Source organism: Arthrobacter sp. KBS0702, from assembly GCF_005937985.2.
Classification (GTDB): domain Bacteria; phylum Actinomycetota; class Actinomycetes; order Actinomycetales; family Micrococcaceae; genus Arthrobacter.
This window is the reverse complement of sequence record NZ_CP042172.1, coordinates 2,320,238-2,343,601: the sequence shown is the minus strand read 5'-3', so window position 1 is coordinate 2,343,601 and position 23,364 is coordinate 2,320,238. Positions and strand designations below refer to the sequence as shown.

Sequence of the window (23,364 nt, the reverse complement as noted above, 5' to 3'; positions counted from 1 at the left end):
CGGCCGGAGTGGGATAGCCTGCGGTTCATGGAAGTTGTGATCCTTCCGGGCGGCAGGCCGATCGCCGTCCTCGCCGCGGACGCGATCGAGGCACTGCTGAAGAACAAGCCCGACGCCGTCCTGGGCTTGGCCACCGGATCCTCGCCGCTGCCGGTGTATGAGGAGCTCGAGCAGCGGCACCGGCGCGGCTTGGATTTCAGCCGGGTCCGGGCTTTCACCCTGGACGAGTACGTGGGCCTCCCTCCCGGCCATCCCGGGTCCTATCGCGAAGTGATCCGGCGAGAATTCACCGGGCGCGTCAACATCAGCCCGGAGAACGTCCATGGTCCGGACGGGCAGGCCGCGGACGTCCCCGCCGCGTGCCGGGCCTTTGAGGAGGCCATCCGGGCCGCCGGGGGAGTGGACCTCCAGCTGCTGGGACTGGGGACCGACGGCCATATCGGTTTCAACGAGCCGGGCTCCTCGCTGGCCTCCCGGACCCGGATCAAAACCCTGGTGGAGCAGACGCGGCGAGACAACGCCCGGTTTTTCAGCAACCTCGCGGAGGTGCCGCACCATGTCATTACCCAGGGCCTGGGCACCATCCTCGAAGCCCGGCATGTGATCCTCCTCGCCACCGGGGCGCAGAAGGCGCAGGCGGTCCGGGACCTGGTGGAGGGCCCGGTGGCCGCCATCTGCCCGGCCTCGGTTCTGCAACTGCATCCGCACGTCACGGTCCTGCTGGACGAGGCCGCGGCGTCCTCGCTGCGACTCGCCGACTACTACCGGCACAGCTACGACAGCAAGCCGCGCTGGCAGGGCCTGTAACGGCGCCGAAATGCCCGACGGCGGATGCCGCCGTCGCGATTCTGTCCGATCCAGCGGCTAAGATGGTTGGCATGACCAGCATGACGGATCCAGCCCTGGAAAATGACCCGGCAAACGACCCGATGCGTGAGCTCTCCGGAGCCGGGACGTCTACGGCCACCATTGAGCGCGAGGAACTGCGGCAGGAAGTGGAGCCGGGCGACCGGGAGCGCTTCTCGCACTACGTCCGCAAGGAAAAGATCATGGAATCGGCCCTGTCGGGGGAGCCGGTTATCGCCCTCTGCGGCAAGGTGTGGACGCCCGGCCGCGACCCGAAGAAGTTCCCCGTATGCCCCGAGTGCAAAGAGGTCTATGAGGGCCTCCGTCCGGGAAGCGACGGCGGAGACTCGGGCAAATAAGGCCCGCGAGCTAAGGTCCCCCGCGGCGCGGCTTTGATCCGTCGCGGGCAGAAACCGGCTGGGTTGCCTCCCTGCTGTCCGGTTCATCCGAAAAAGATTGGTGTTTTTGTGCTTACTAGGGTTTCTCCGGAACCGGCTGACGTGCGCGGAAGGGAGGGGTCCTAGGTGACTGAGACACTCTTTGGCGGGCCAGTGCTGCCCCCGGCCTATCCCGAGCGGGCCGCCTGGGGCACCGCACCCAAGCTCCGTGCCTGGCAGCAGGAAGCCCTGGACAGCTACTTCAGCACCCACCCCAAGGACTTCCTCGCGGTCGCCACCCCCGGCGCCGGTAAGACCACCTTCGCCCTCCGGGTGGCATCGATGCTGGTCGAGGCCGGGGTGGTGAACCGGGTGACCATCGTGGCCCCGACGGACCACCTGAAGCGCCAGTGGGCCGACGCCGCCGCCAAGGTCGGCATCGCCATCGATCCCAACTTCAAGAACGCGGACGGCCAGCATGGCCGCGGCTTCATCGGTGTCGCCGTCACGTACGCGCAGGTGGCCAGCAAACCGATGCTGCACCGGGCCAAGACCGAGGCAGCGCGCACGCTGGTGATCCTCGACGAAATCCACCACGGCGGCGAGGCGCTGTCCTGGGGCGACGGGCTGCGCGAAGCCTTCGATCCCGCCACCCGGCGCCTCTCGCTGACCGGTACGCCGTTCCGCTCGGACACCTCGCCCATCCCGTTCGTCGAGTACGCCGAGGACCGCGACGGGATCCGACGTTCCAAGGCCGACTACACCTACGGCTACGGAAAGGCCCTGCGCGACCACGTGGTCCGCCCGGTGATGTTTATGGCCTACTCCGGCCAGATGCGCTGGCGTACCAGTGCCGGCGACGAGATGGCCGCCTCCCTCGGCGAGGCCGCCGTGACCAAGGACATCGTGTCCCAGGCCTGGCGGACCGCGTTGAATCCGGCCGGCGAGTGGATCCCGGCCGTGCTGGTCGGCGCGGACAAGCGCCTCAGCGAGGTGCGGCGCACTGTGCCCGACGCCGGCGGCCTGGTCATCGCCACCGACCACGACGACGCCCGGGCCTACGCCGGCCAGTTGAAGCGGATCACCGGCGAGTCCCCCACGGTCATCCTCTCCGACGACGCGAAAGCCTCGTCCAAGATCGAGGAGTTCTCCGCCGGCGAGAAGCGCTGGATGGTCGCGGTCCGCATGGTGTCCGAAGGCGTGGACGTCCCGCGGCTTTCCGTCGGCGTCTATGCGACCTCCACGTCCACGCCGCTGTTCTTCGCCCAGGCTGTGGGCCGCTTCGTGCGTGCCCGCAAGCGCGGCGAGACGGCGTCGGTGTTCCTGCCCTCCGTGCCGCAGCTGATGGCGCTGGCGAACTCGATGGAGGCCGAACGGGACCACGCCCTGGACCGTCCGGAGAAGGAGGATGCCGACGGGCTGTTCAACCCCGAGGACTCGCTCATGGACGAGGCGAACCGCGAGGAAAAGGCCTCGGACACCCTGATGAAGGGCAAGTTCGAGGCGCTCGACTCGCAGGCCTCCTTCGACCGCGTCCTGTTCGACGGCGGCGAATTCGGCACCGGCGGCGAAGTAGGCTCCGAGGACGAGCTCGACTTCCTTGGTATCCCCGGCCTGCTCGACGCCGAACAGGTGGGCACCCTGCTGCGCCAGCGCCAGCACGAACAGCTCAACCGCAAGAACAAGCGCGCGCCCCAGGGAGCGGCCTCCGAGCCGGCGCCCGCAGTGCCGGACCACCGGATGCTGATGGACCTGCGCACCGAACTGGCCAAGAACGTCGCGGCCTGGTCCGCACGCACGGGCACCCCGCACGGCGTCATCCACACCAAGCTCCGGACCGTCTGCGGCGGTCCAGCCGTGGCGCAGGCCAACGAGGAGCAGCTGCAGACGCGGCTTCGGAAGCTCCAGGACTGGTTTATCGGCCGGAAGTAGCGGCCGGCGCAGAACGCAGGCATGAAAAAGGGACCGGGTGACCGGTCCCTTTTTCGTGCGCTGGTACGCCCGCCGTTACTGGGCGGCGCCGCAGGCCTGGGAGAAGGTCTGGCCGGCCGAGGTGTACTTGGCCTTCAGATCCTCCAGCTTGGCCGAGTCCGGGTCCTTCTTCGCGGACTCGTCGAGGTAGTCGACGATTGACTGCAGCGGGGCCTGGAGCTCTTCGGAGGCGTTCGCCTCGATGGGCCGGATCTGGTTCGCCAGCCGGGTCATGCCGAACTTGTCGGAGCTGGAGGTCGGCGAGGCGGTGATGGTCTTGATGCGCGCGCAGGTTTCCTCGCTCGTCATTTTCGGGGCCGAGCAGGCGGCAGCGCCGAGCAGGGTCCCGGCAGCGATCAGGACGGTCAGGATCTTCTTCATGGTGTACTCCGGGGCTTTACGGATCAGACGTTTACTGGCAAGGATTCCGAGTCTACTGTGCGGGCGGACGCCGCGACGAGCTCAGGCGATGTCGACGCCGCCGAGTTCCATCTCGGCCACGGCGTCGTCGAGGTCTTCCGCGATGCCCACGGTGAGCCCGCGCAGCACGGTGACGGAGTAGCCGGCCTGGACGGCGTCCAGCGCGGTGGCCTTGACGCAGTGGTCGGTGGCGATTCCCACCACCACAACCTCCTCGACGTCGTGGCTCTGCAGCCAGTCGTCCAGGCCGATGGCATCCTCGCCGGCGGCGAAAGCCTCAGCGGCATCGGCGCCCCCGACGGGCAGCGAGCCGGGCGTGCGGTCGCCGGTGGGGACGGCGTCGTCCGGGGCGAGCAGGCCCTCGAAACCCGAGTAGGCCGCGGTGAACTGTCCCTTGCGGAAGTAGGCCTGGATGTATTCGGTGTCCAGGTCCGGGTGGAGCTCGGCACCCCGGGTTCCGGCGACGCAGTGCTTCGGCCAGCTGTCGACGAAGTCCGGCTCGTCCGAGAAGTGCGCGCCGGGCTCGATGTGCCAGTCCTGGGTGGCGACGATGTGGTCGAACTGCCCGTGGTGGGCGTCGACGTATTCGCTGATCTCGGCGGCCAGGGCAGCCCCGCCCTCGACAGGGAGCGCCCCGCCCTCGCAGAAATCGTTCTGCACGTCAACAATGATCAAGGCGCGTGACATTCAGTCCTCCTCGTAGATGGTGGGGATGGCTGCTTCGCCGCGCTGGAGCCGGTTGACCACGGCAGGAAGCTCCCGCATGCTGTCCGCGTGGCGTTGCCGTGCCCGCACCACACCTTCGGGCCCGGTCCAGCCGGGCAGCAGCTCGCCGTTCTTGATGAACTGCTGCAGCAGCGGCCGGTCGTTGCCGTCGTCGTCCGGGCGGTGCCCGATCCCGACGATCTCCTGGCTGGCGGTACCGCGTTCGTTGAGCTTGCGCAGGGCATACTTCCGGCCGCCCTTGCTGGTCTTGTTCTTCGCCGCCTTGGCCACCGCAACAAAGTCGCCGTTGTCGTCGGTGCGGCTGACCAGCTTGTAGACCATGCTGGCCGTCGGCGCGCCGGAGCCCGTCACCAGCGAGGTGCCGACGCCGTAGGAGTCCACCGGGGCGGACTGCAGCGCGGCAATGGCGAATTCGTCCAGGTCCGAGGTGACGATGATCCGGGTGTTCTCGTTGCCGAGTTCGTCGAGGAGCTGCCGGACCCACTGCGCCTGGGCCACGAGGTCGCCGGAGTCCAGGCGGACGGCGCCCAGCTTGGCGCCGGCCAGTTCGACGGCGGTGCGCACGGCCGCCTCGACGTCGTAGGTGTCCACGAGCAGCGCGGTGCCGGCGCCCATCGAGGCGATCTGCGCCTCAAACGCCTCGCGCTCGGTGTCGTGCAGCAGGGTGAAGGAGTGGGCGGCCGTGCCCACCGTCTTGATCCCGTAGCGGCGGCCGGCTTCGAGGTTGGAGGTGCTGTCGAAGCCCGCGATCACGGCGGCCCGGGCGGCAGCGACGGCGGATTCCTCCTGGGTCCGGCGGGAGCCCATCTCGACGCAGGGCCGGTTGCCGGCGGCGGTAATCATGCGGGAGGCCGCGGAGGCGATAGCGCTGTCGTGGTTCAGGATCGAGAGGATGTACGTCTCGAGGATGCAGGCCTCGGCGAAGGTGGATTCGACAATCAGGATGGGGGAGTTGGGGAAGTACGCCTCGCCCTCCGCGTAGCCCCAGATGTCACCGGAGAAGGAGAAGTTCGCCAGGTACTCCAAGGTTTCCTCGTTGACCACCTTGGTGCGGCGCAGGAAGTCGAGCTCGGCGTCGCCGAAGCGGAAGTCGGCGATCCCTTCCAGCAGCCGGCCGGTTCCGGCCACGATGCCGTAGCGGCGTCCGTCCGGCAGCCGCCGGGCGAAGGCCTCGAACACCGATTTGCGGTGCGCGGCGCCGGAGTGCAGCGCGGCCTGCAGCATGGTCAGCTCGTAATGGTCGGTGTACAGGGACGTGCGGGGATGGTCCCAGCCGGCAGAGGTACTCACAAATTCACTCTAGTGCGCCGCCCCATAGAATGGACAGATGACCCTTAGCGTTGCGCTCGGCCCTGACACCCAGGAGAGCACCCAGACCGGAACAGCGGCGTCCACCGACGTCCTGACCGCCCCGGACATCCCCTGGAACCTTGTGATCTGGAATGATCCGGTGAACCTGATGAGCTACGTGAGCTACGTCTTCCGCAGTTACTTCGGCTACTCCGAGGCGAAGGCCAACAAGCTCATGCTCGAGGTGCACAAGAAAGGCCGCTCCATCGTGGCGCACGGCAGCAAGGAGCAGGTGGAGCAGCACGCGGTCGCCATGCACGGCTACGGCCTCTGGGCCACCGTGGAGAAGGCCACCGGCGGCCACGGCGGCGGCAACGGATCAGGCAAGGGCAAGGGTAAGCGTGGCTAAGGCATTCAAGGACGGGCTCAAGGGCATCACAGGCTTCCTGGAGCCGGCCGAGCGGGATCTGCTGCGCAGCCTCTTCGATGACGTCATTTCCATGCTGGAACCGGAGGAACGCCCCAACCAGGATCCTCTGGCCGCGCTCGTCGGGCTCGACAGCGAGGCCCGCGAACCGTCCGACCGGGCCCTGCGGCGCCTGCTGCCCAACGTGATGAAGGACGACGACGAGGCCTCCCTCGAGTTCCGCCGCTACACCGAGCGCTCGCTGCGCGAGAGCAAGATCGGCGCGCTGAAGGCGGCGGCCCTCGGCCTGGACAAGGACGAACTGGTGCTCACGCCCGCGGACGCCCGGCACTGGTCCACGGCGCTCAACGACGTCCGGCTGGTGCTCGCCGAACGCCTCGACATCCGGGACGACGCCGACGCCGAGCATGTCCACCGGATGCAGGACTGGTCCCAGGCGGAGGACGTTGAAAGCTACCTGGCCCTGGTGTACAACTTCACCACCTGGCTGCAGGAGTCCTTGGTCCAGGCGATGCTGGCCTCGCTCGAGGCGTAGGGGGCCGCTGAAGGCTAGGCGACTGTGGTGACGCCGGCGACTGGCACCGAGAGGATCTGGGGAAGCGCTTCGAAGGCCGGCTTCGCGAACCAATATCCCTGAAACAGGCGGATCCCCGCTCGCTTGAGGACCAGGAACTCCGCCTCCGTCTCGATGCCCTCTGCGAGCACCGTGATACCGAGCTCCCTGGCGATGCCGACGATGCCGGCGATCACGGCCTGACGGGCCGGGCTCGTGTGGATTCCCCGGATGAGCTTCATATCGATCTTGATCAGGTCGGGCTGGAAATCGACCAGGAGCCCCAGGCCCGCATGTCCGGCACCAAAGTCGTCGATGGCGGTGGTGAAGCCGTGCTTGCGGTACTCGGTGATGATGTTCGTGAGGTGGGAGGTGTCCGAAACTTCTTCGTTCTCGGTGAACTCGAACATGATTGACGTCGTCGGAAAGCTGCAGCGCCTGGCTGCCAGCAGCGTCGCACGCAGGCACGCCGCCGGTTCGTAGACCGCGTTCGGCATGAAGTTGATGGAAAGAATCAAGTCCTCACCGGCAGGAAACAGCCGCGAGGCCAGCTCGATTGCCTTGACCCGGCAGTCCTGGTCGAAGCGGTACTTCTGCTCGGGGGCGACTCGTGACAGGACGCTGAAGGCACCCTCGCCGGCCGAGCCCCTGACCAGTGCCTCGTAGCCCCAGACGCGGCCGGCAGCGGCGTCGTAGATCGGCTGGAAAGCCATGCTGAAGTCGAAGTCGAGTTTTGACGACGTCGTGCAGCCATCGCATGCCATTGTGCGGTCCCTTCCCCCTGGTTGCGCCCACCGTTGTGCACGACGGCCGCCGCCGACAACTCGACGGAGCCAAAAGCATATCGGCCCGGTGCAGCGGCAGGCCGTCACCGGCGAACACCGGCCCTCCGCGCGTCGCCCCGCCGCCGGAGACCGGTGTGACCCATTAGACACGAGTTGCGCGACACAATGTGATGGCCGCACCTGTAGCGAAGCCCTATCCTCGAATAATCATGACTTCAGCATCGAGCACGGATCCGGCAGCGCCAGCTGCGGCGGAGACCGCAGCGGGCAGCGCCGGAAATGCCGGGCTGGGGGAGCGCCCGATCGGCGTCTTCGACTCCGGCGTCGGGGGCCTCACGGTCGCACGGTCCATCATTGACCAGCTGCCCAACGAGTCCATCCTGTATGTCGGCGACACCGCGCACGGGCCCTACGGTCCGCTGCCCATCGCCGAGGTCCGCGCCAACGCACTCGGCGTGATGGACGAGCTGGTGGATTCCGGTGTCAAGCTGCTCACCATCGCCTGTAACTCGGCGTCCGCCGCCGTGCTCCGCGACGCCCGGGAACGCTATACCGCCCGGTACGGCATTCCGGTCATTGAAGTGATCCAGCCGGCCGTCCGGCGCGCGGTTGCCGCCACCCGCAGCGGCCGGGTCGGCGTGATCGGCACCTCGGCCACGGTCGGCTCCCGCGCCTACGAGGACACCTTTGCGGCGGCGCCGGACCTGCACATCACCTCGGTGGCCTGCCCGGCCTTCGTGCCCTACGTGGAGGCGGGCATCACCACGGGCCCGGAGTTGCTCGCCGTCGCCCGCGAATACCTTGAACCGCTGAAGGCCGCCGGGGTGGACACCGTGGTGCTCGGCTGCACCCATTACCCGCTGCTCACCGGAGTGATCTCCTACGTCATGGGCGAGGATGTCACGTTGGTGTCCAGCGCGGAGGAGACGGCCAAGGACGTTTACCGTTCGCTCGCGTCCCGCGGCCTGGAACGCACCGGGACCTCCGCGCCGGAGCACCACTTCATCGCCACCGGCGACGCCGCGCAGTTCGAGCACCTCGCCCGCCGTTTCCTCGGCCCGGAGGTCCTCAGCGTCCGCCACGTCGACCATGTCGCGGCGCAGTACCCCACCGGCAGCCTGGCCCGGATCACCCCGGAAATGCTGGCCGCCGCGCAGGCCGGCGCGAACCGGCCGCGCATCTCCAACTTTGTCTCCGCCGATGGGGCGCCGCTGAACGGCCTCCGGGGGTCCGGCCTGTGAAGCTGACCATCGTGGGGTGTACCGGGTCCTTTCCCGGTCCCGGCTCGCCGGCGTCGTGCTACCTGCTGACCGCGCACGACGGCGAGCGGAGCTGGAAGATCGTGCTGGACCTCGGCAGCGGCGCCCTCGGCGCGATCCAGCGCTACACGGACCTTGAGGACATCGACGGGATTTTCCTCACCCACCTGCATCCGGACCACTGCATGGACCTGTGCGGACTGCACGTCGCGGTGCGCTGGAAGCCCGGCGGCTGGGGGCGCGGCAGGATCCCGGTCTGGGGGCCGGCCGCGACCGCGGACCGGATGGCCACCGCCTACGGCCTGGACCTGGATCCGGGCATGCACGAGGAATTCGACTTCAGCAACTGGTCCGAGCGCAAACCGGTCACCATGGGCCCGTTCACGGTTACCCCGTTCGCGGTGAACCACCCGGTCGAGGAGGCCTACGCCCTGCGGGTGGAGGTGACCGAGCCGGGCAAGGACGGAACCCCGCTCACCCGCGTGCTGAGCTACTCGGGGGACACCGACTCCTGCGGCGGCCTCGAGGACGCCGCCCGGGACGCCGACTTGTTCCTGTGCGAGGCGGCGTTCGAAGAGGGCCGCGACGACGGCATCAAGGACGTCCATCTGACCGGCAAGCGTGCCGCCGAGGCCGCGGTTGCTGCCGGGGCGCGTCGGCTGCTGCTGACGCACATCCCGGTGTGGACGTCCCCGACGACCGTGATGGCGGAAGCCAAGGAAGTCTTCGGCCAGCACGTGGCCGTTGCCGTGGCGGGCGTGCACTACACCGTCTAAACGTACGCCGTCTGAACAGGGTCCGGGGGAGAAGCCCGCGCCGAGTCGATATGCTGGAAGGCATGACTTCCGAAGCCCTCACTGCCCCCGTCATCCGCGCCGATGGCCGCACCCCCGACCAGCTCCGCCCGATCAGCATCACCCGCGGCTGGTCCAAGCAGGCCGAAGGCTCGGCACTTATCGAGTTCGGCAACACCCGGGTACTCTGCACGGCGTCGCTGACCGAGGGTGTGCCGCGCTGGCTCAAGGGTGAGGGCCGGGGCTGGGTCACGGCCGAATACGCCATGCTGCCGCGGGCCACGAACACCCGCTCCGCCCGCGAGTCCGTCAAGGGCAAGATCGGCGGCCGCACCCACGAGATTTCCCGACTGATCGGCCGCTCGCTGCGCTCCATCATCGACACAAAGGCCCTCGGCGAAAACACGATCGTGCTGGACTGCGACGTCCTGCAGGCCGACGGCGGCACCCGCACCGCGGCGATCACCGGCGCCTACGTCGCCCTCGCCGAAGCGATCCGCTACGCCCGGGAGAACAAGCTGATCGCCCGCAACGCGCAGCCGCTGGTGGACACCATCGCAGCCGTCTCGGTAGGCATCATCGACGGCGTGCCGATGCTGGACCTGCCGTACGTGGAGGATGTCCGGGCCGAGACCGACATGAACGTCGTGGTGACCGGTTCGGGCAAGTTCGTCGAGGTCCAGGGCACCGCCGAGGGCGCTCCGTTCGACCGCGACGAGCTCAACAAACTGCTGGACCTGGCCCTGCTGGGCACGGAACAGCTCGCCGCGATCCAGCGCGAAACCCTGGCCGAGGCCCCGTGAGCGGCGCTGCGTCCGCTCAGCCGGAGGCCCGCCCGGTGCTGGTCCTCGCGACCCACAACCAGGGCAAGCTGCGGGAATTGCGGGAGCTGCTGCGCGGGCAGCTGCCCGGGCTCGACGTCGACACGCAGGTGGTGGACGCCGGCGCCGTCGGTGCCCCCGACGTCGCCGAAACCGGGGTGACGTTCGCGGAAAACTCGCTGCTCAAGGCCCGGGCCGTGGCACACGCCACCGGCCTGGTCGCGATCGCCGACGACTCCGGCCTGGCCGTGGACGTCCTCGGCGGCGCCCCCGGCATCTTCTCGGCGCGCTGGGCGGGACGGCACGGGGACGACGCCGCGAACCTGCGGCTGCTGCTGGACCAGCTCTCCGACGTGCCGGACGAATTCCGCGGCGCGGCCTTTGTCTGTGCCGCCGCGCTGGCCGTGCCCGAACAGGCCGGCGGGGAGGCCCGTGAGGTGGTCGAGTACGGCCAGCTGGAAGGCACGCTGCTGCGGGAGCCGCGCGGTGCCGGCGGCTTCGGCTACGACCCGGTGCTCCAGCCCAGCGGCCTGGACCGCAGTTGCGCCGAGCTGAGTCCTGAGGAGAAGAACGCCATCAGCCACCGCGGCCACGCCTTCCGGGCGCTGCTGCCGGCGATCGTGGAGGCGCTGGCGGGAAAGTAGCCAGCGCCGTTCCCGCAGCTTAGGGCGTCTTTCGCTCTTCTTCGGGCTCGTGCTCCTCAAGGAACTCTTCCACGACGTCGGTTCCGTACTTCTCGGCCTGGCGCCGGGCGATGACACCGCGGACCAGTTCAATGCCGATCGGAATGACGGAGAGCAGGACGATCGCGATGAAGATGATGTCCAGGTTGTTGCGCACCCACGGCACGCTGTCGCCCAGAAGGTAGCCGAGCAGGGTGACGCCGCCGCCCCACAGCACGGCGCCGATCACGTTGTAGATGAAGAACTTGCGCTTGCTCATCTGGGCCACGCCGACAATCACCGGGACAAACGTCCGGATGATGGGCACGAAGCGGGCCAGAATGAGTGCCTTGCCGCCGTGCTTCTCGAAGAACGCGTGGGCGCTTTCCACGTTCTCCCGCTTGAACAGCTTGGAGTCAGGCTTGTTGAAGATGGCGGGACCGGCCTTGGAACCGATCAGGTAGCCTGCCTGGTTGCCGATGATCGCGGACACGACAATCAGCGCGGCGAACGCCCAGATGTTGAACTTGATCGTGTCCGTCGCCACGAGCAGTCCGGCCGTGAATAGCATCGAATCGCCCGGCAGGAAGAAGCCGATCAGCAGGCCGGTTTCGGCGAAGATGATGCCGCAGACCAGCACGACAACCCACGGCGCCAGGGCCGGGTCGGCCAGGAAGACCTGGGGATTGAGCCAGTCGGGCAGGAACGAGGACAGGTGCGGCTGGACCGGTCCGGCGCCCGCGAGCGTGGTCACGGCGGCGTCGTGCAGCGTATAGAGGTTCACCTATCTAGGGTACTTGACGGGCCCGGGCCGGTTCCGGCGCTAAAGTTGGAGCGTGGGTTTGGACTTTACGGCGATCGACTTCGAGACCGCGAACGGCTTCCGCGGCTCGCCGTGCGCCGTCGGCCTAAGCAAGGTGCGCGGCGGCGTCGTCGTCGAGGAGGCCTCCTGGCTGATGCGGCCGCCCGCCAACCACGACGCCTTCGACCACCACAACGTCCGCATCCACGGGATCCGGCCCGAGCAGGTGGCTGGCCTGCCCCGGTTCGGTGAGCTGTTCCCGGAGATCGGCGCCTTCATCGGCGACGACGTGCTGGCCGCCCACAACGCCGCCTTTGACCTGGGGGTGATCCGCTCCGGCCTGGAGGTGTCCGGGTTGCCTGGTCCCGCCTACGACTACGTCTGCACCGTCATGCTCTCCCGGCGCTGCTACTCGCTGGTGTCCAATTCGCTGCCTTACGCCGCCGCCGAAGCCGGGGTTCCGCTGCTGAACCACCACGACGCCGCCGAGGACGCGCGCGCCTGCGCCGGCATTCTGATCGACATCGCCGCCCGCAACGGCGCCGCCGGCATTGCGGAGCTCTACCTCTCGCTGGGGCTGGCCGTGTCCCGCCAGCCGGCCTTCGACCCACGCCGCGACCCGCTGTCCAAGGCCACCCAGTCGGCCCTCGCCGCGCTGGCCGCCGGCCAGGGCCCGGCTGCCGCGACCCGCCCGTTCCGGCCGGGCTGGCCGGAGGAGGGGGCCAACCCGGTGCCCAACGCCGCGGCCGAACCGGACCACCCGCTGTTCGGGCAGACCGTGGTGTTTACCGGGGAACTGGCGATTCCGAGGCCGGAGGCGAAGCTGCGCTCGGCCGAACTGGGGGCACGGCCCGAAAGCCGCGTCACGGCCCGCACCACGGTCCTGGTGGTGGGGGACGGTTTCGTCGCGTCGGACCTGCGGTCGGGCCGGCTGACCGGCAAGGCGCGCCGGGTGCTGGAACTGCATGAGCGCGGCCAGCGGATCGAAGTCGTCTCCGAGGGGGAGTTCCTGCAGATGGTTGGCGGCCACGTGGCGGCGGCGAGCTGAGCCGGGGTCACACGGCGCAACAATCATTTCGTCCCGGGCCCGGGCGCTCCTAGCCTTGAATGATGAGCAAACTGATCTCGGCAGACGCCCGCCCGGGGGGAAACACCATTGGGGAGACCATCTCCGGGGAGAACAGAACAGCACAGGCTCCCGCCGCCGACCCACGGGGCGGGATCGACTGGGGCAAGGTGTTTGCCTTCCCCAACCCGGTGAACGAGTACTCTGCGCGGATCACCGCAGCCCTCGTGGTGCTGCTCTCGCTCGCGACGCTGCTGACTGGCTTCGGCTGGGGGCTGGCGGTCATCGCGGCCGGCTTCTGGCTGCGCGTGCTGTTCGGCCCGCGGATCTCGCCCTTCGGTGTGCTCTCGGTCAAGGTCCTGACGCCGTGGCTGGGCAAGAAGAGGCTGGTCCCCGGCCCGCCGAAGCGCTTCGCTCAGGGCATCGGGGCGGCCCTGTCCACAACGGCCGCCATCCTCCTCGCCGCAGGTCTGGCCCCGGCCGCTTGGATCCTGCTCGCGCTCCTGATCGTTGCCGCCTCGCTGGAGGCCTTTGCCGGCTTCTGCCTCGGCTGCGCGATCTTCGGGATGCTGCAGCGCCGCGGACTCATCCCCGAGGATGTCTGCGAAGCCTGCAACAACATTTCCCTCAGGCGCCCGTAACCGCCGCCAGCCGCTCGGCCATGCCGCGGATGAGCTCCGGCGCCTCGAGCGCCGACAGCCAGTCCGCCGGCAGGCAGTCCTCGCCGTAGTGGGCGCCCAGGATGTTGCCCGCGATCGAGGCGGTGGAGTCGCTGTCCCCGCTGTGGTTCACAGCCACCGCGATCGCCGCCCGGAAGTGGTCCTCCGGCCCGGCGGACGCCGACGTCGTCGTCGTTGCGGGGGCGGTGGCCAGTACAGCATAAAGCCCGACGGCGAGTGCCTCCTCGGCCACCCAGCCCTCACCGAGTTCGCGGACGAGCTCCTCGGCGCCCAGCAGGCCGCCGTCGCCGGCAGCGGCCAGCCGAACGGACGCCGCCAGCCGCTCCAGCAGCACCGGATCGGGTTCCTCGCCCCGTGGCAGCCGGCCCGCCTGCAGCCGGGAGAGTGCGAAGCCGGCCGCCTCGTCCAGGCTTCCGCCGTTGGCCAGGGAGTGGATCAGCAGGCTGAACACGCCGGCGCTCTGCCGTGCCGAGGGGTGCCCGTGGGTCAGCGACGCCGCGTCCGCACTGAGCTTGTAGACCGATTCCGCCTCGATGTGCGGGATCAACCCGAACGGGGCCGAACGCATCACCGTGCCGCAGCCCTTGGAATCCGGGTTGACCGGCCGGTACACGGTTCCCATTTCGCCGGTGGCGAGGCCGCTGAGGCAGGCGTTGCCCGGCGCGCGGCGGTGCCGGAGCACCTCGTGGCCGTCGATCCAGCGCGGCGGCTGGAACGGCGCGGAATCGGGTATCGGCACGCCCTGGCTGCCGAGCCAACGCAGGTAGGCTAGCCAGAGGCAGGCGTTCGTGTCCGCCGCCACGCCCGAGTTGGCCCACTCCAGCGCCTCCAGCAGGCCGTCCACGGTGTACAGCGTCATCTGGGTATCGTCGGAGAAATGGCTGCCGGCGCCCAGCTCCGCGAAGTCGCGGAGCCCTTCGGGCCCGAACGTGGCGCGGATCGAGTCGATTTTCTCGAATTCCACGGCGTAGCCCAGCGAATCGCCGAGTGCACCGCCCAGCAGGCAGCCGTGGATGCGGGATGCGTGGGACGGTGCGGGGGTTGCGGCGGGGGCCGCCGCGGGGGTTGCGGCGTCGGTGCTGCCGGGCTCAGTGCTCATGCTTTCAAATTTACCCCGCAGCCCGGCCCGGGCGGGAACGCGGCGCCGGCTGGGCGGGTAGGGTGCTGGTGGTGCCAGGTTCGTCATGGTGCCGCGGCCCCGAACAAAGGACTGACAAGGGAAAGTGATGCGCGAACCAGCGTGGCGGAAGACAGGCAGCACACCCGACTACAGGTTTACGTTGGCCAACGAGCGGACCTTCCTGGCCTGGGTACGGACCTCGCTGGCCCTGATCGCCGGGGCCCTCGCCATCGACCAGCTCGCACCCAACATCGCCCCGGGGCCGGTGCGCATCGTCATCTGCGTCGTGCTGGCGGTCCTCGGCGCCGGACTGGCAGCGCTGGCCTACCACCGCTGGGGCCGGATGGAAGCCGCGATGCGCAACAACCGGGAGCTGCCCTACTCCGGGCTGATGCTGGTCATGACCGTCGGTGTCGCCATTGCCGCGCTCACCATCGCCATCCTGATCTTGATCGCACGGTGACCGCGCCGCCGCGGGACCCCGGGCTGCAGCCGGAACGCACCACTTTGGCCTGGGGCCGGACCCTGCTGGCCCTCGTCGTCGCGGATCTGTTCATCTGGCGCACCTGGGCGGTCTCCGGAGCGCGGGATCACGCCGCCGACCGCTTCGACTACCTGGGTCTGTGTGCCGCTGCGGCGCTCGGATCCACCGTGGTCCTCTTTGTCTGTGTCCGGGTGCGCTCCCGGCAGCTGCGCAGCTCCACCGAAGCGGTCCCGGCCGCGCTGATGTTCAGTGCAACTGCGGCTGTCCTGGCGCTCGCCGTGAGCACGGTGGCCGCGATCGCCCTCGGGACCTAGGTACCGCCCGGCCCGGCGGGCCTCCAGCGAACATCCAGCCTCCGCTGGCAGACTCCAACCAGACTATGACCCCCTACCAAAGGATCTCCGCGCCATGACCCTGCCAGTGCCAGCCTCCGGGCCCGGCGGTGCCCAGCCGTCCACCGACCTCGCCGACCGGCAGCCCGGCCTCCTCGCCCGGCTGTCCGCCGAGGCTCTCGGGACCCTGTTCGTCGTGGCCGTGGGCCTGGGCGTACCGCTGTTCGCCGTACCGCAGTACAACCCGCTGTCCGCGTCGCTGGCGGCGGGCTTGGCGCTTACCGCGGCCATGCTTGCCTTCGGCTACCTGTCAGGGGGCCACTACAACCCCGCTGTAACGCTCGGGAACCTGATCGCCGGGCGGATCCGTCCGGTCGAGGCCGCGGCCTACCTCGGCGCGCAGCTGGTGGGCGCCCTGCTTGGCGCGTTGACGCTGTTTGGCATCCTGCGCACCGTCCCGAAGCTCAACGGAACCCGCGCGGCATTCGACACGGTGGCAGCCGGCTTTGACGCGCGCTCGGTGATCCAGGCCCCGATGCCCGGCGTCCTGCTGGTCGAGGTACTCGGCGCCGCGCTGCTCGTGGCGGTCTATCTCGGCACCACCGCGGGACGCAATCCGGCGAGGGCCGCCGCGCCGTTCGCCGTCGGCCTGAGCATGGCCGTGCTGCTGCAGCTGGGACAGAGCATCGGGAATGCCCCGTTCAACCCGGCCCGCGCGACGGCATCGGCCGTGTTCAGCAGCCCTGACGCCCTGGGCCAGCTCTGGCTCTTCTGGGTGGCGCCGCTGGTCGGTGCCGCGGTGGCCGGCCTGGTGTTCCGTGGCTTTGCCCACACCTCGGCGCCGCTGGCGGCCGCCCCCGCGGACCCGGACGAACGCGACGGATTCGCTGACGTCGAAGACCTCGGGGACAGCGAGGACCCGGCTGGCCTGGATTATCGTGGCGACACGGCGCCTGCCGCGCCGGCCCGCACCCTCACTCCGGCGCCGGCCGACGAGGCCCGCGACTTCTTCGACAAGCCCACCCCGTAGCTGACGCCGCCGACGGCGCCGGCCCGGTGCGCAGAACTGTCGGTGGCAGCCGCTAGCGTAGTGGCATGCGGTTATTGCACACCTCGGACTGGCATTTGGGCCGGTCGTTCCACGGCGTCGGGATGCTCGAGGCCCAGCGCGCCTTCGTCGACCAGCTCATCGACGTGGTCCGCGAACAGTCGGTCGGCGTCGTCCTCATCGCGGGAGACGTCTACGACCGCGCGCTGCCCGGCGTCGACGTCGTCGGCCTGCTGGACGACGCACTGGTGCGGCTGAGCGGGGCCGGAGCCAAGGTGGTGCTGACCAGCGGAAACCACGACTCGGCCATCCGGCTCGGGTTTGCCTCCCGGCTGCTCGAACGCGGGGGAGTACACCTGCGCACCCGGCTCGCCGAACTGGACTCGCCGCTGCTGCTGCCGCTGTCGGATGACGCCGGCGCTGGGCCCATGCTCGCCATTTACGGCATCCCCTGGCTGGAACCGCGGCTGGTCGCCGCGCAGCTGGGTGTCGAGACCGCCAGCCACTTCGAGGTCACCCGTGCCGCCACCGAACTGATCCGTGCCGATATCGCGGCCCGGGCGAAGATCCGGACAGTGCATTCCGTGGTGCTGGCACACACCTTCGCCAGCGGCGGGATCAGCTCCGACAGCGAACGGGACCTGAGCATCGGCGGGGTCGGCGCCGTGCCGCTGGATCTCTTCGACGGCTTCAGCTACACCGCCCTGGGACACCTGCACGGACGGCAGACGCTTTCGCCCGCCGTCCGCTATTCCGGCTCCCCGCTGGCCTACTCGTTCTCCGAAGCGAAGCACCAGAAGGGCGGCTGGCTGATCGACGTGGATGCCACCGGCGTTACTGACGTCACCGAGGTGCTCTGGGACGCGCCGCGCCAGCTCGCCGTGCTCCGGGGCACCCTCGAGGAGCTGCTTGCCGCCGAGGAACTTGGCTGGGCCGAGGGCGCCTACTGCCAGATCACGCTGACCGACCCGCAGCGCCCGTCCCAGGCGATGGAACGCCTGCGGGCCCGTTTCCCCGACACGCTCGTGCTCGGCTTCGACCCGCAGGGCGCCGAGGCGTCGGCGAAGACCAGCTACAGCAGCAGGTTGGCCCAGGCCGGGGATGATCTCTCTATTTGCTGCGGCTTCCTGGAACACGTCCGGGGCCGCGCTGCCGATGAAGCCGAATCCGGCGTTCTGGCCGAAGCGCTCGAAGCTGTCCGACTGGAAGGGGTGTCCCGGTGAGGATCCACCGCCTGGAAATCTCCGCGTTCGGTCCGTTCCCCGGCACGGAGGTCATCGACTTTGACCGGTTGAGCGCGCACGGGCTCTTCCTGCTCAACGGCGCCACCGGAGCCGGGAAAACCAGCGTCCTGGACGCCATTTGCTTTGCCCTCTACGGCTCCGTGCCCGGTGCCCGCCAAGAGGGCAAGCGGCTGCGCAGCGACCACGCCGACGCCGCCGCCGAGCCGCGCGTCACCTGCGAGTTTTCCGCCAAGGGCAGGCACTTCGAGGTTTCCCGGACGCCGGCCTGGAACAAGCCCAGCGCCCGGGGCAAAAACGGCTTCACCGAACAGAAGGCGAACACCCTGCTGCGAGAGCAGGTGGACGGCGCATGGCTGGAAAAGTCCGGCCGCAACGACGAGGCCGGCGCCGAGATCACTGCCCTGCTGGGCATGGACCGGGAACAGTTCACCCGGGTGGTGATGCTGCCGCAGGGCGACTTCGCCGCCTTCCTGCGCTCGAAGGCCTCCGACCGGCTAGTGCTGCTCCAAAGCCTCTTCGGCACCCAGCGCTTCGAAGCGGTGGAACAGGAACTTGGGCGGCGGGCCGCCGAGGCCCGTGCGGAGGTGGAAAGCCTCAACAACCAGCTCATGCTGCTGCTGGCCCAGGCTGAGGTCGAGACAGCAGGACTGGGCCTCGAATTGGACGGTGCGCCGGCCCGGGAGGACGCCGACGGATTGCTGGCCTGGCTCGGGGACGCTGCAGCGGCGGCGGCGGCCGAGCGGCAGGCCGCGGCGGCCGAGGCGGAGCGGCAGGGCCGCGAACTGGCCGCGCGGCTGGAGGGAACGGCCGCGCGCGCCGAGCGGCAGGCCAAACTCGCGGCGGCCAAACAGCGCCGCTCCGACGCCGAGGCGGCAGCCCCCGAGCTGCGGGACGCGGCCGAACGGCTGCAGCGGCACCGGAAAGCCGAAGTGCTCGGCGGTCAGTTGCAGGCCGTGGACAGCGCCGAGGCCGCGGAGGACCGGGCTGCCGCGGCCGCCGCCGATGCAGCCGCGGAACTGCGGGCCGCAGCCCTCGCCGACCCGGAACTTGCCGCACTGCCGGCCGCCCCGCCGGATCTGCCACCGGCCGCCGCGCCGCTCTTTGCGGGCACTGTGCTGCGGGGCGAACTCGGCCGGCTGCGTTCGCTCCGGGCGGTCCTGGAGGAGCGGCTGCCGGACGAGGACCGGCTGGCCGCACTGATCACCCGCGGCACCGAACTGCAGCTCAGCCTGGACGGACTGCACGAGGCACACCGCTCCGGCGCCGCGGCCCTGGCCGCCCTGCGCGCCGAGTCCGCGGCGCTTGCGGCCGCCCTGGCCCCGCTCGAGGAGTTGGCCGCGGAAGTCCAGCTGCGCACCAAGGAGGCCGCGGCCGCGGACGAACTGGTCGCCATGGTGGGCCGATACGCCCGGGCCGCGGAAAGCTGTGCCGGGATCGCCGAGCGGCACCGGCTGGCCCGGGACACTCATCAGGAACGGCGGCAGCGCTGGCTGGACCTCCGGGAAGAGCGGCTCGCCAATGCCGCCGCGGAACTCGCGGCCCAGCTGATCCCGGATGAACCGTGTCCTGTCTGCGGCAGCGCCGAGCACCCGGCTCCGGCTCCGGCCGCGGCCTCCGCCCTGGCCATCGCCGACGCCGAGAAGACCGCACAGGAAGCCGCCGAGGCGGCCGAGGCCGTGCTGGCTGCGCTGGAACGAGAGCTGGGCGAGGCGCAGCAGAACCTGGCCGTCCTGGCCGCGCAGGGCGGCGACACGGCGCCGGATGTTGCCCGTAGCGACGCCGCCCTGGCGAAGGAGCGGGCGGCCGAAGCGACCCTTGCCGCGGAGGAACTCGCGGCCAACCGGGCGCGGCGCGGCGAGCTGGAGGTAGAGATTTCGGCCGCGGAACAAGGCCAAACGGCGGCCGCCGCCGGGATCGCCCAGACCGAATCCACCCTCAGCGCGGTCCGGGGGCAGGCTGACGAACTCGAGGCCGCCCTGGCGGGGCTGCGTTCCGGGCACCCGAGCCTCGGGACGCGCCTGAACGCGGTCCGCGGAACGACAGCACTGCTCGAACGCGCCGATGCCGCTGCCGGCAGCCTCGAACAGGCCAGGGCACGGACCGCGGAGGCCCGCGCCCAGCTGGACCAGGCCCTCCCCGCCGCCGGCTTCGAGTCGGCCGCCGCAGCCCGCTCGGTGCTGCTCCCGGCCCACGACGCCGCCGGCCTGGAAGCCGCCGTCCGTGCCGGCCAGGACGAGGCCGCCCGGCTCGAGGAACTCTTTGCCGGCGAGGAACTCGCCCTGGCCGCCCGGGAGCTGGCGACGGACGGCCCCGTGGACCTGGCCGTGCTCGCCCAGCTCCGGGAGGACACCGCCGCGGCTGACCGCGCCACCCGGGAGTCCGTGCTGGCCGCGGGGCTGGCCGGGAAATCGGTGCGGGCCCTTGGCCGGATCTCCGCCAACTACGCGGAACAGGCCGCAGCCGGCCGGGAGCGGCGGGAACGTGCGGCACTGTGGAGCGCCGTCGCCGAGGCCGCCCGCGGCGCCGGCGACAACACGTACCGCATGAGCCTGAACAGCTACGTGCTCGCGGCCCGGCTGGAGCAGGTGGCGGCCGCGGCCTCGGAGCGGCTGATCGGCATGAGCGACGGCCGGTACACCCTGCAGCACACCGACGCGCGGGCGGCCCGGGGGCAGAAATCCGGGCTCGGACTGGAAGTCGTGGACCAGTGGACAGGCCAGCGCCGGGACACGGCCACGCTCTCCGGCGGGGAGTCCTTTATGGCCTCGCTGGCGCTGGCCCTCGGCCTCGCGGACGTGGTGCAGATGGAGTCCGGCGGGGTGGACATTGAGACGCTTTTCGTGGACGAGGGGTTCGGCAGCCTCGACGAGCAGTCGCTCGAGCAGGTCATGGATGCGCTTGAGGGACTCCGCGACGGCGGCCGGGTGGTGGGCCTGGTGAGCCACGTGGCGGAAATGAAGCAGCGGATCACCACCCAGCTGCAGGTGGTCAAGGGCCGCAACGGTTCGACGCTGCATATCTCGGACGATGCCCCGGCCTGAGGCCAAGCTGCTCGGGTATAATCTGATCGTTACCGGGTCGCGCGCATCGGGAGGAGGGACGATGCGCACCATCGAACGAACCCGGAAACATGACTTCCTCTCCGTCTTCCCAGGCGCCCGTCTCTGCGGCGCCCGTCTCCACCGAGACAACAACCACCGACACAACGACCACCGCGACAACAACCACTGCCTCGCCATCGCCTGACACCGCAGCGGCACGCCGTGGCGGCCGCTTTGCCCGGCTTCCCCTGCTGGCCGGCCGCGCTTTCATCCCGCTGGGCCTGTTCGCCCGCCTCCCGCTGGCCATGCTCACCGTCGGCGCCCTGACGCTCGTCACCGCCGTCACGGATTCCTATGCCGTGGGCGGGGCCGCGGCCGGCGCTGTCGGCATCGGCTCGGCGCTCGGCGCCCCCGTGCTGGGCGCGCTCGCGGACCGGATGGGCCAACGCCCGGTCCTGCTCGTTTCCGCCGTTTTCAACACTCTGGCCGTCACCGCCCTCATCCTCGCCGCGTACCTGGTTCCGGCGGCCCGGGAGCTGGCCGCCTCGGTTCCGGTGCTCGCCGCGGCGTTTGTCGCCGGCGCCAGCTGCCCGCAGGTTGGCCCATTGGCCCGGGTCCGCTGGATGGCCCTGAGCTCCCGGGGCGGGGCCGGACGCGCCGACGACCTGGACACCGCCCTGTCCTACGAGAGCACCGCCGATGAGCTGACCTTTGTGTTGGGCCCGGCGCTGGTGGGAATCCTGGCCAGCCTTATCAGCCCCTGGCTGCCGCTCGCCCTTGCCGCGGTGCTGACCCTCACCTTGGTCCCCGCCTTCGCCGTGCACCCGACGCACCGTGCCGTGCCGCGCACCCCGGCGCGGAGCCGGACAGCCTCGGCCGCGAAGCGGCAGCGGCGGAAGGCGCTGACGGCCGGGCAGCGTGCGGCCGGCATTGCCGCCGTCGGACTGCCGGTGCTGGCCATGGTCTGCATGGGAACGTTCTTCGGCTCGACGCAGACGTCCCTGAGCTCCTTCGCGGCCAGCTTTGCGAGCTCGGAACTGGCGGGTCTGTTGTACGCGGTGATGGGCCTGAGCTCGGCCGGCGCGGCGTTGTCGGTGGCCTACTGGCCCCGGCGGTTCAGCGTCAACGCCCGGTGGCTGGCCTGCGCCGCCCTGATGGCGGGACTCGCGGCCCTGCTGCTCCTGCCCTCGACGGCGCCGCCCATGATCCTGGTACTCCTGGTCCTGGGCCTGCCGGTGGGTCCGCTGATGGTCACCGTGTTCGCCATCGGCGGCCTTGTGGCCCCGGCAGGCAAACTCGGTACGGTGATGACGGCGCTGGCCAGCGGCATCGTCGCCGGCACCGCCGTGGGCTCGTCCATCGCCGGCCAACTGGCGCAGAACCTCGGCTACTCGGCCGCGTTCCTGGTTCCGGTCTGTGCCGCGGCGGCGCTGTTCCTGCTCGGCGCGGCAGCCGCCGTCGTCCTCCACCGAGGTAAGACGACGGCGGCCGCCCCGCGCTAGAGCTGCGAGCCGAGCTTGAAGCCGCGCTCCTCGCCCGGTTCCCGGGTGTAGGCGAAACCGTCGGCGCCGACCGTCACGGCCATTTCGCTGCTGTCCGTGCGGATCACGAGCGGCTGCGGCTTGCCGTCCAGGTCCAGGACCAGGGAGGCCTCGGTGTACCAGCTCGGGACCACCGGGTTGCCCCACCAGTCGCGGCGCTGGTTGTCGTGCACATCCCAGGTCACCGTGGGGTTGTCCGGATCGCCGGTGTAGTAGTCCTGGGTGTAGATCTCCACCCGGTGGCCGTCGGGGTCCAGGATGTAGAGGTAGAAGGCGTTGGACACGCCGTGCCGGCCGGGGCCGCGCTCGATCCGGTCCGAGATCCGCAGGGCGCCCATCTTGTCGCAGATCTGGATGATGTTGTGCTTCTCATGGGTGGAGAAGGCGATGTGGTGCATCCGCGGGCCGTCGCCGCCGGTGAGGGCGGTGTCGTGGACGGTCTGCTTGCGGTGCATCCAGGCCGCGTACGTGACGCCGTCGGAGTCCTTGATGTCCTCGGACACCCGGAAGCCCAGGTCCTCGAGGTACTTCCGGCCGCGCGGCACGTCGGGGGTGACCTGGTTGAAGTGGTCCAGCCGGACCAGCTCGCCGGCGCTGTAGAGATCGTAGCGCTGGGTCAGGCGCTCCACGTGCTCCACCTCGTAGAAGAACTCGTAGGGGAAGCCCAGCGGATCCTCCACCCGGACCGAGTCGCCGATCCCGCGGGCGAAGCCGTCCTTACGGCGCTCCGTGCGGCAGCCCATTTCGGCGAAGTAGGCCTCTGCCTTGTCGACGTCGTCGGGGGTGCGGACCCGGTAGGCGAACGCCGCGGCCGCGGCCACCGGCCCCTTGCGCAGCACCAGGTTGTGGTGGATGAACTCCTCGAAGGAGCGCAGGTAGATCGCGTCCTCATCCTCGTAGGTGACGTGCAGGCCCAGCAGGTCCACGTAGAAGGCGCGGGACTTTTCCAGGTCGGTGACCACGAGGTCCATATAGGCGCAGCGGACGATGTCCGGCGCCGGGACCGTGGGCGTGATGATGTCGTTTGCCATGGTGGGTACTCCTCTTTGAGCTGGCGGGTGCGGGCAGTCGGCGG

Annotated in this window: 24 protein-coding genes; 17 read left to right on the top strand and 7 right to left on the bottom strand. The window is 69.9% G+C overall.

The genetic code is table 11. From position 1 onward, the window contains the following. Positions 1 to 27 precede the first annotated feature (27 nt). From nagB to FFF93_RS10780, 3 genes are all read left to right on the top strand, one after another. Entirely contained in the window at positions 28 to 807 is a 780-nt protein-coding gene (gene nagB / locus FFF93_RS10790; RefSeq protein WP_138768916.1) for a glucosamine-6-phosphate deaminase, read from the top strand. Between the two features lie 62 nt (positions 808 to 869). Continuing rightward, positions 870 to 1,205, top strand: a complete 336-nt coding sequence (locus tag FFF93_RS10785) for a DUF3039 domain-containing protein (RefSeq protein ID WP_186372141.1) — start codon at positions 870 to 872, stop codon at positions 1,203 to 1,205. 165 nt (positions 1,206 to 1,370) lie between these two features. Continuing rightward, positions 1,371 to 3,155, top strand: coding sequence for a DEAD/DEAH box helicase (locus tag FFF93_RS10780; RefSeq protein WP_138768917.1), 1,785 nt, complete (start codon positions 1,371 to 1,373; stop codon positions 3,153 to 3,155). A gap of 75 nt (positions 3,156 to 3,230) precedes the next feature. Here the strand turns inward: FFF93_RS10780 and FFF93_RS10775 are convergent, their stop codons facing one another. From FFF93_RS10775 to FFF93_RS10765, 3 genes are all read right to left on the bottom strand, one after another. Then, positions 3,231 to 3,575 carry a hypothetical protein gene (locus FFF93_RS10775; protein WP_138768918.1) on the bottom strand — a complete coding sequence of 115 codons (345 nt, stop codon included), beginning with the start codon at positions 3,573 to 3,575 and terminating at the stop codon, positions 3,231 to 3,233. A gap of 81 nt (positions 3,576 to 3,656) precedes the next feature. Beyond that, a complete protein-coding gene (locus FFF93_RS10770; RefSeq protein WP_138768919.1) occupies positions 3,657 to 4,301 on the bottom strand; it encodes an isochorismatase family protein in 645 nt (214 codons plus the stop codon). Then, positions 4,302 to 5,630, bottom strand: coding sequence for a nicotinate phosphoribosyltransferase (locus FFF93_RS10765; RefSeq protein WP_261375079.1), 1,329 nt, complete (start codon positions 5,628 to 5,630; stop codon positions 4,302 to 4,304). A gap of 37 nt (positions 5,631 to 5,667) precedes the next feature. Here FFF93_RS10765 and clpS point away from each other — a divergent pair, with 37 nt between their 5' ends. Both clpS and FFF93_RS10755 read left to right on the top strand, forming a co-directional pair. Further along, the gene (gene clpS / locus FFF93_RS10760) at positions 5,668 to 6,039 is read left to right on the top strand and encodes an ATP-dependent Clp protease adapter ClpS (RefSeq protein ID WP_138768920.1); all 372 of its coding nucleotides are present in this window, start codon (positions 5,668 to 5,670) and stop codon (positions 6,037 to 6,039) included. Further along, positions 6,032 to 6,592: a DUF2017 domain-containing protein gene (locus FFF93_RS10755; RefSeq protein ID WP_138768921.1), complete on the top strand. Its 561-nt coding sequence runs from the start codon at positions 6,032 to 6,034 to the stop codon at positions 6,590 to 6,592. The genes clpS and FFF93_RS10755 overlap by 8 nt, the downstream gene beginning before the upstream one ends. A gap of 14 nt (positions 6,593 to 6,606) precedes the next feature. Here FFF93_RS10755 and FFF93_RS10750 read toward each other — a convergent pair whose 3' ends face one another. Beyond that, complete coding sequence (locus tag FFF93_RS10750; RefSeq protein WP_138768922.1) at positions 6,607 to 7,374, bottom strand: EAL domain-containing protein; 768 nt, start codon at positions 7,372 to 7,374, stop codon at positions 6,607 to 6,609. A gap of 191 nt (positions 7,375 to 7,565) precedes the next feature. On the opposite strand from FFF93_RS10750, the gene murI reads away from it, so the two are divergent. From murI to rdgB, 4 genes are all read left to right on the top strand, one after another. Then, positions 7,566 to 8,636, top strand: coding sequence for a glutamate racemase (gene murI, locus FFF93_RS10745; RefSeq protein ID WP_138768923.1), 1,071 nt, complete (start codon positions 7,566 to 7,568; stop codon positions 8,634 to 8,636). Then, on the top strand, positions 8,633 to 9,430 hold the full coding sequence (locus FFF93_RS10740) for an MBL fold metallo-hydrolase (RefSeq protein ID WP_138768924.1): 798 nt from the start codon (positions 8,633 to 8,635) through the stop codon (positions 9,428 to 9,430). The genes murI and FFF93_RS10740 overlap by 4 nt, the downstream gene beginning before the upstream one ends. Before the next feature lie 62 nt (positions 9,431 to 9,492). Beyond that, positions 9,493 to 10,251, top strand: coding sequence for a ribonuclease PH (gene rph, locus FFF93_RS10735; protein ID WP_138768925.1), 759 nt, complete (start codon positions 9,493 to 9,495; stop codon positions 10,249 to 10,251). Further along, complete coding sequence (rdgB, locus tag FFF93_RS10730) at positions 10,248 to 10,913, top strand: RdgB/HAM1 family non-canonical purine NTP pyrophosphatase (protein WP_186372140.1); 666 nt, start codon at positions 10,248 to 10,250, stop codon at positions 10,911 to 10,913. The genes rph and rdgB overlap by 4 nt, the downstream gene beginning before the upstream one ends. A 19-nt stretch (positions 10,914 to 10,932) precedes the next feature. Here the strand turns inward: rdgB and FFF93_RS10725 are convergent, their stop codons facing one another. Further along, the gene (locus tag FFF93_RS10725) at positions 10,933 to 11,700 is read right to left on the bottom strand and encodes a VTT domain-containing protein (protein WP_138770424.1); all 768 of its coding nucleotides are present in this window, start codon (positions 11,698 to 11,700) and stop codon (positions 10,933 to 10,935) included. A 67-nt stretch (positions 11,701 to 11,767) separates the two neighbouring features. Here FFF93_RS10725 and FFF93_RS10720 point away from each other — a divergent pair, with 67 nt between their 5' ends. Together FFF93_RS10720 and FFF93_RS10715 are read left to right on the top strand one after the other, a co-directional pair. Further along, on the top strand, positions 11,768 to 12,781 hold the full coding sequence (locus FFF93_RS10720) for an exonuclease domain-containing protein (RefSeq protein WP_138768926.1): 1,014 nt from the start codon (positions 11,768 to 11,770) through the stop codon (positions 12,779 to 12,781). A 62-nt stretch (positions 12,782 to 12,843) separates the two neighbouring features. Next, a complete protein-coding gene (locus FFF93_RS10715) occupies positions 12,844 to 13,440 on the top strand; it encodes a DUF4395 domain-containing protein (protein ID WP_138768927.1) in 597 nt (198 codons plus the stop codon). Here the strand turns inward: FFF93_RS10715 and FFF93_RS10710 are convergent. After that, entirely contained in the window at positions 13,427 to 14,578 is a 1,152-nt protein-coding gene (locus FFF93_RS10710) for an ADP-ribosylglycohydrolase family protein (protein WP_138768928.1), read from the bottom strand. The two genes, FFF93_RS10715 and FFF93_RS10710, sit on opposite strands and share 14 nt — an antisense overlap. A 127-nt stretch (positions 14,579 to 14,705) precedes the next feature. Between FFF93_RS10710 and FFF93_RS10705 the strand changes: the two genes are divergently transcribed. The 6 genes from FFF93_RS10705 (at position 14,706) to FFF93_RS10680 (ending at position 22,250) form a co-directional block, all read left to right on the top strand. Next, entirely contained in the window at positions 14,706 to 15,062 is a 357-nt protein-coding gene (locus tag FFF93_RS10705) for a YidH family protein (RefSeq protein WP_138768929.1), read from the top strand. Beyond that, entirely contained in the window at positions 15,059 to 15,397 is a 339-nt protein-coding gene (locus FFF93_RS10700) for a DUF202 domain-containing protein (protein WP_138768930.1), read from the top strand. Before FFF93_RS10705 ends, FFF93_RS10700 begins: the two co-directional genes overlap by 4 nt. Positions 15,398 to 15,491: 94 nt before the next feature. After that, the gene (locus FFF93_RS10695) at positions 15,492 to 16,445 is read left to right on the top strand and encodes an MIP/aquaporin family protein (RefSeq protein WP_138768931.1); all 954 of its coding nucleotides are present in this window, start codon (positions 15,492 to 15,494) and stop codon (positions 16,443 to 16,445) included. 65 nt (positions 16,446 to 16,510) lie between these two features. Next, positions 16,511 to 17,686, top strand: coding sequence for an exonuclease SbcCD subunit D (locus tag FFF93_RS10690; protein WP_138768932.1), 1,176 nt, complete (start codon positions 16,511 to 16,513; stop codon positions 17,684 to 17,686). Next, the gene (locus FFF93_RS10685) at positions 17,683 to 20,748 is read left to right on the top strand and encodes an AAA family ATPase (protein WP_138768933.1); all 3,066 of its coding nucleotides are present in this window, start codon (positions 17,683 to 17,685) and stop codon (positions 20,746 to 20,748) included. Before FFF93_RS10690 ends, FFF93_RS10685 begins: the two co-directional genes overlap by 4 nt. A gap of 89 nt (positions 20,749 to 20,837) precedes the next feature. Then, entirely contained in the window at positions 20,838 to 22,250 is a 1,413-nt protein-coding gene (locus tag FFF93_RS10680; RefSeq protein WP_138768934.1) for an MFS transporter, read from the top strand. Here FFF93_RS10680 and hpaD read toward each other — a convergent pair. Beyond that, entirely contained in the window at positions 22,247 to 23,320 is a 1,074-nt protein-coding gene (gene hpaD / locus FFF93_RS10675; protein ID WP_138768935.1) for a 3,4-dihydroxyphenylacetate 2,3-dioxygenase, read from the bottom strand. The genes FFF93_RS10680 and hpaD overlap by 4 nt on opposite strands. Between the last annotated feature and the right edge of the window lie 44 nt (positions 23,321 to 23,364).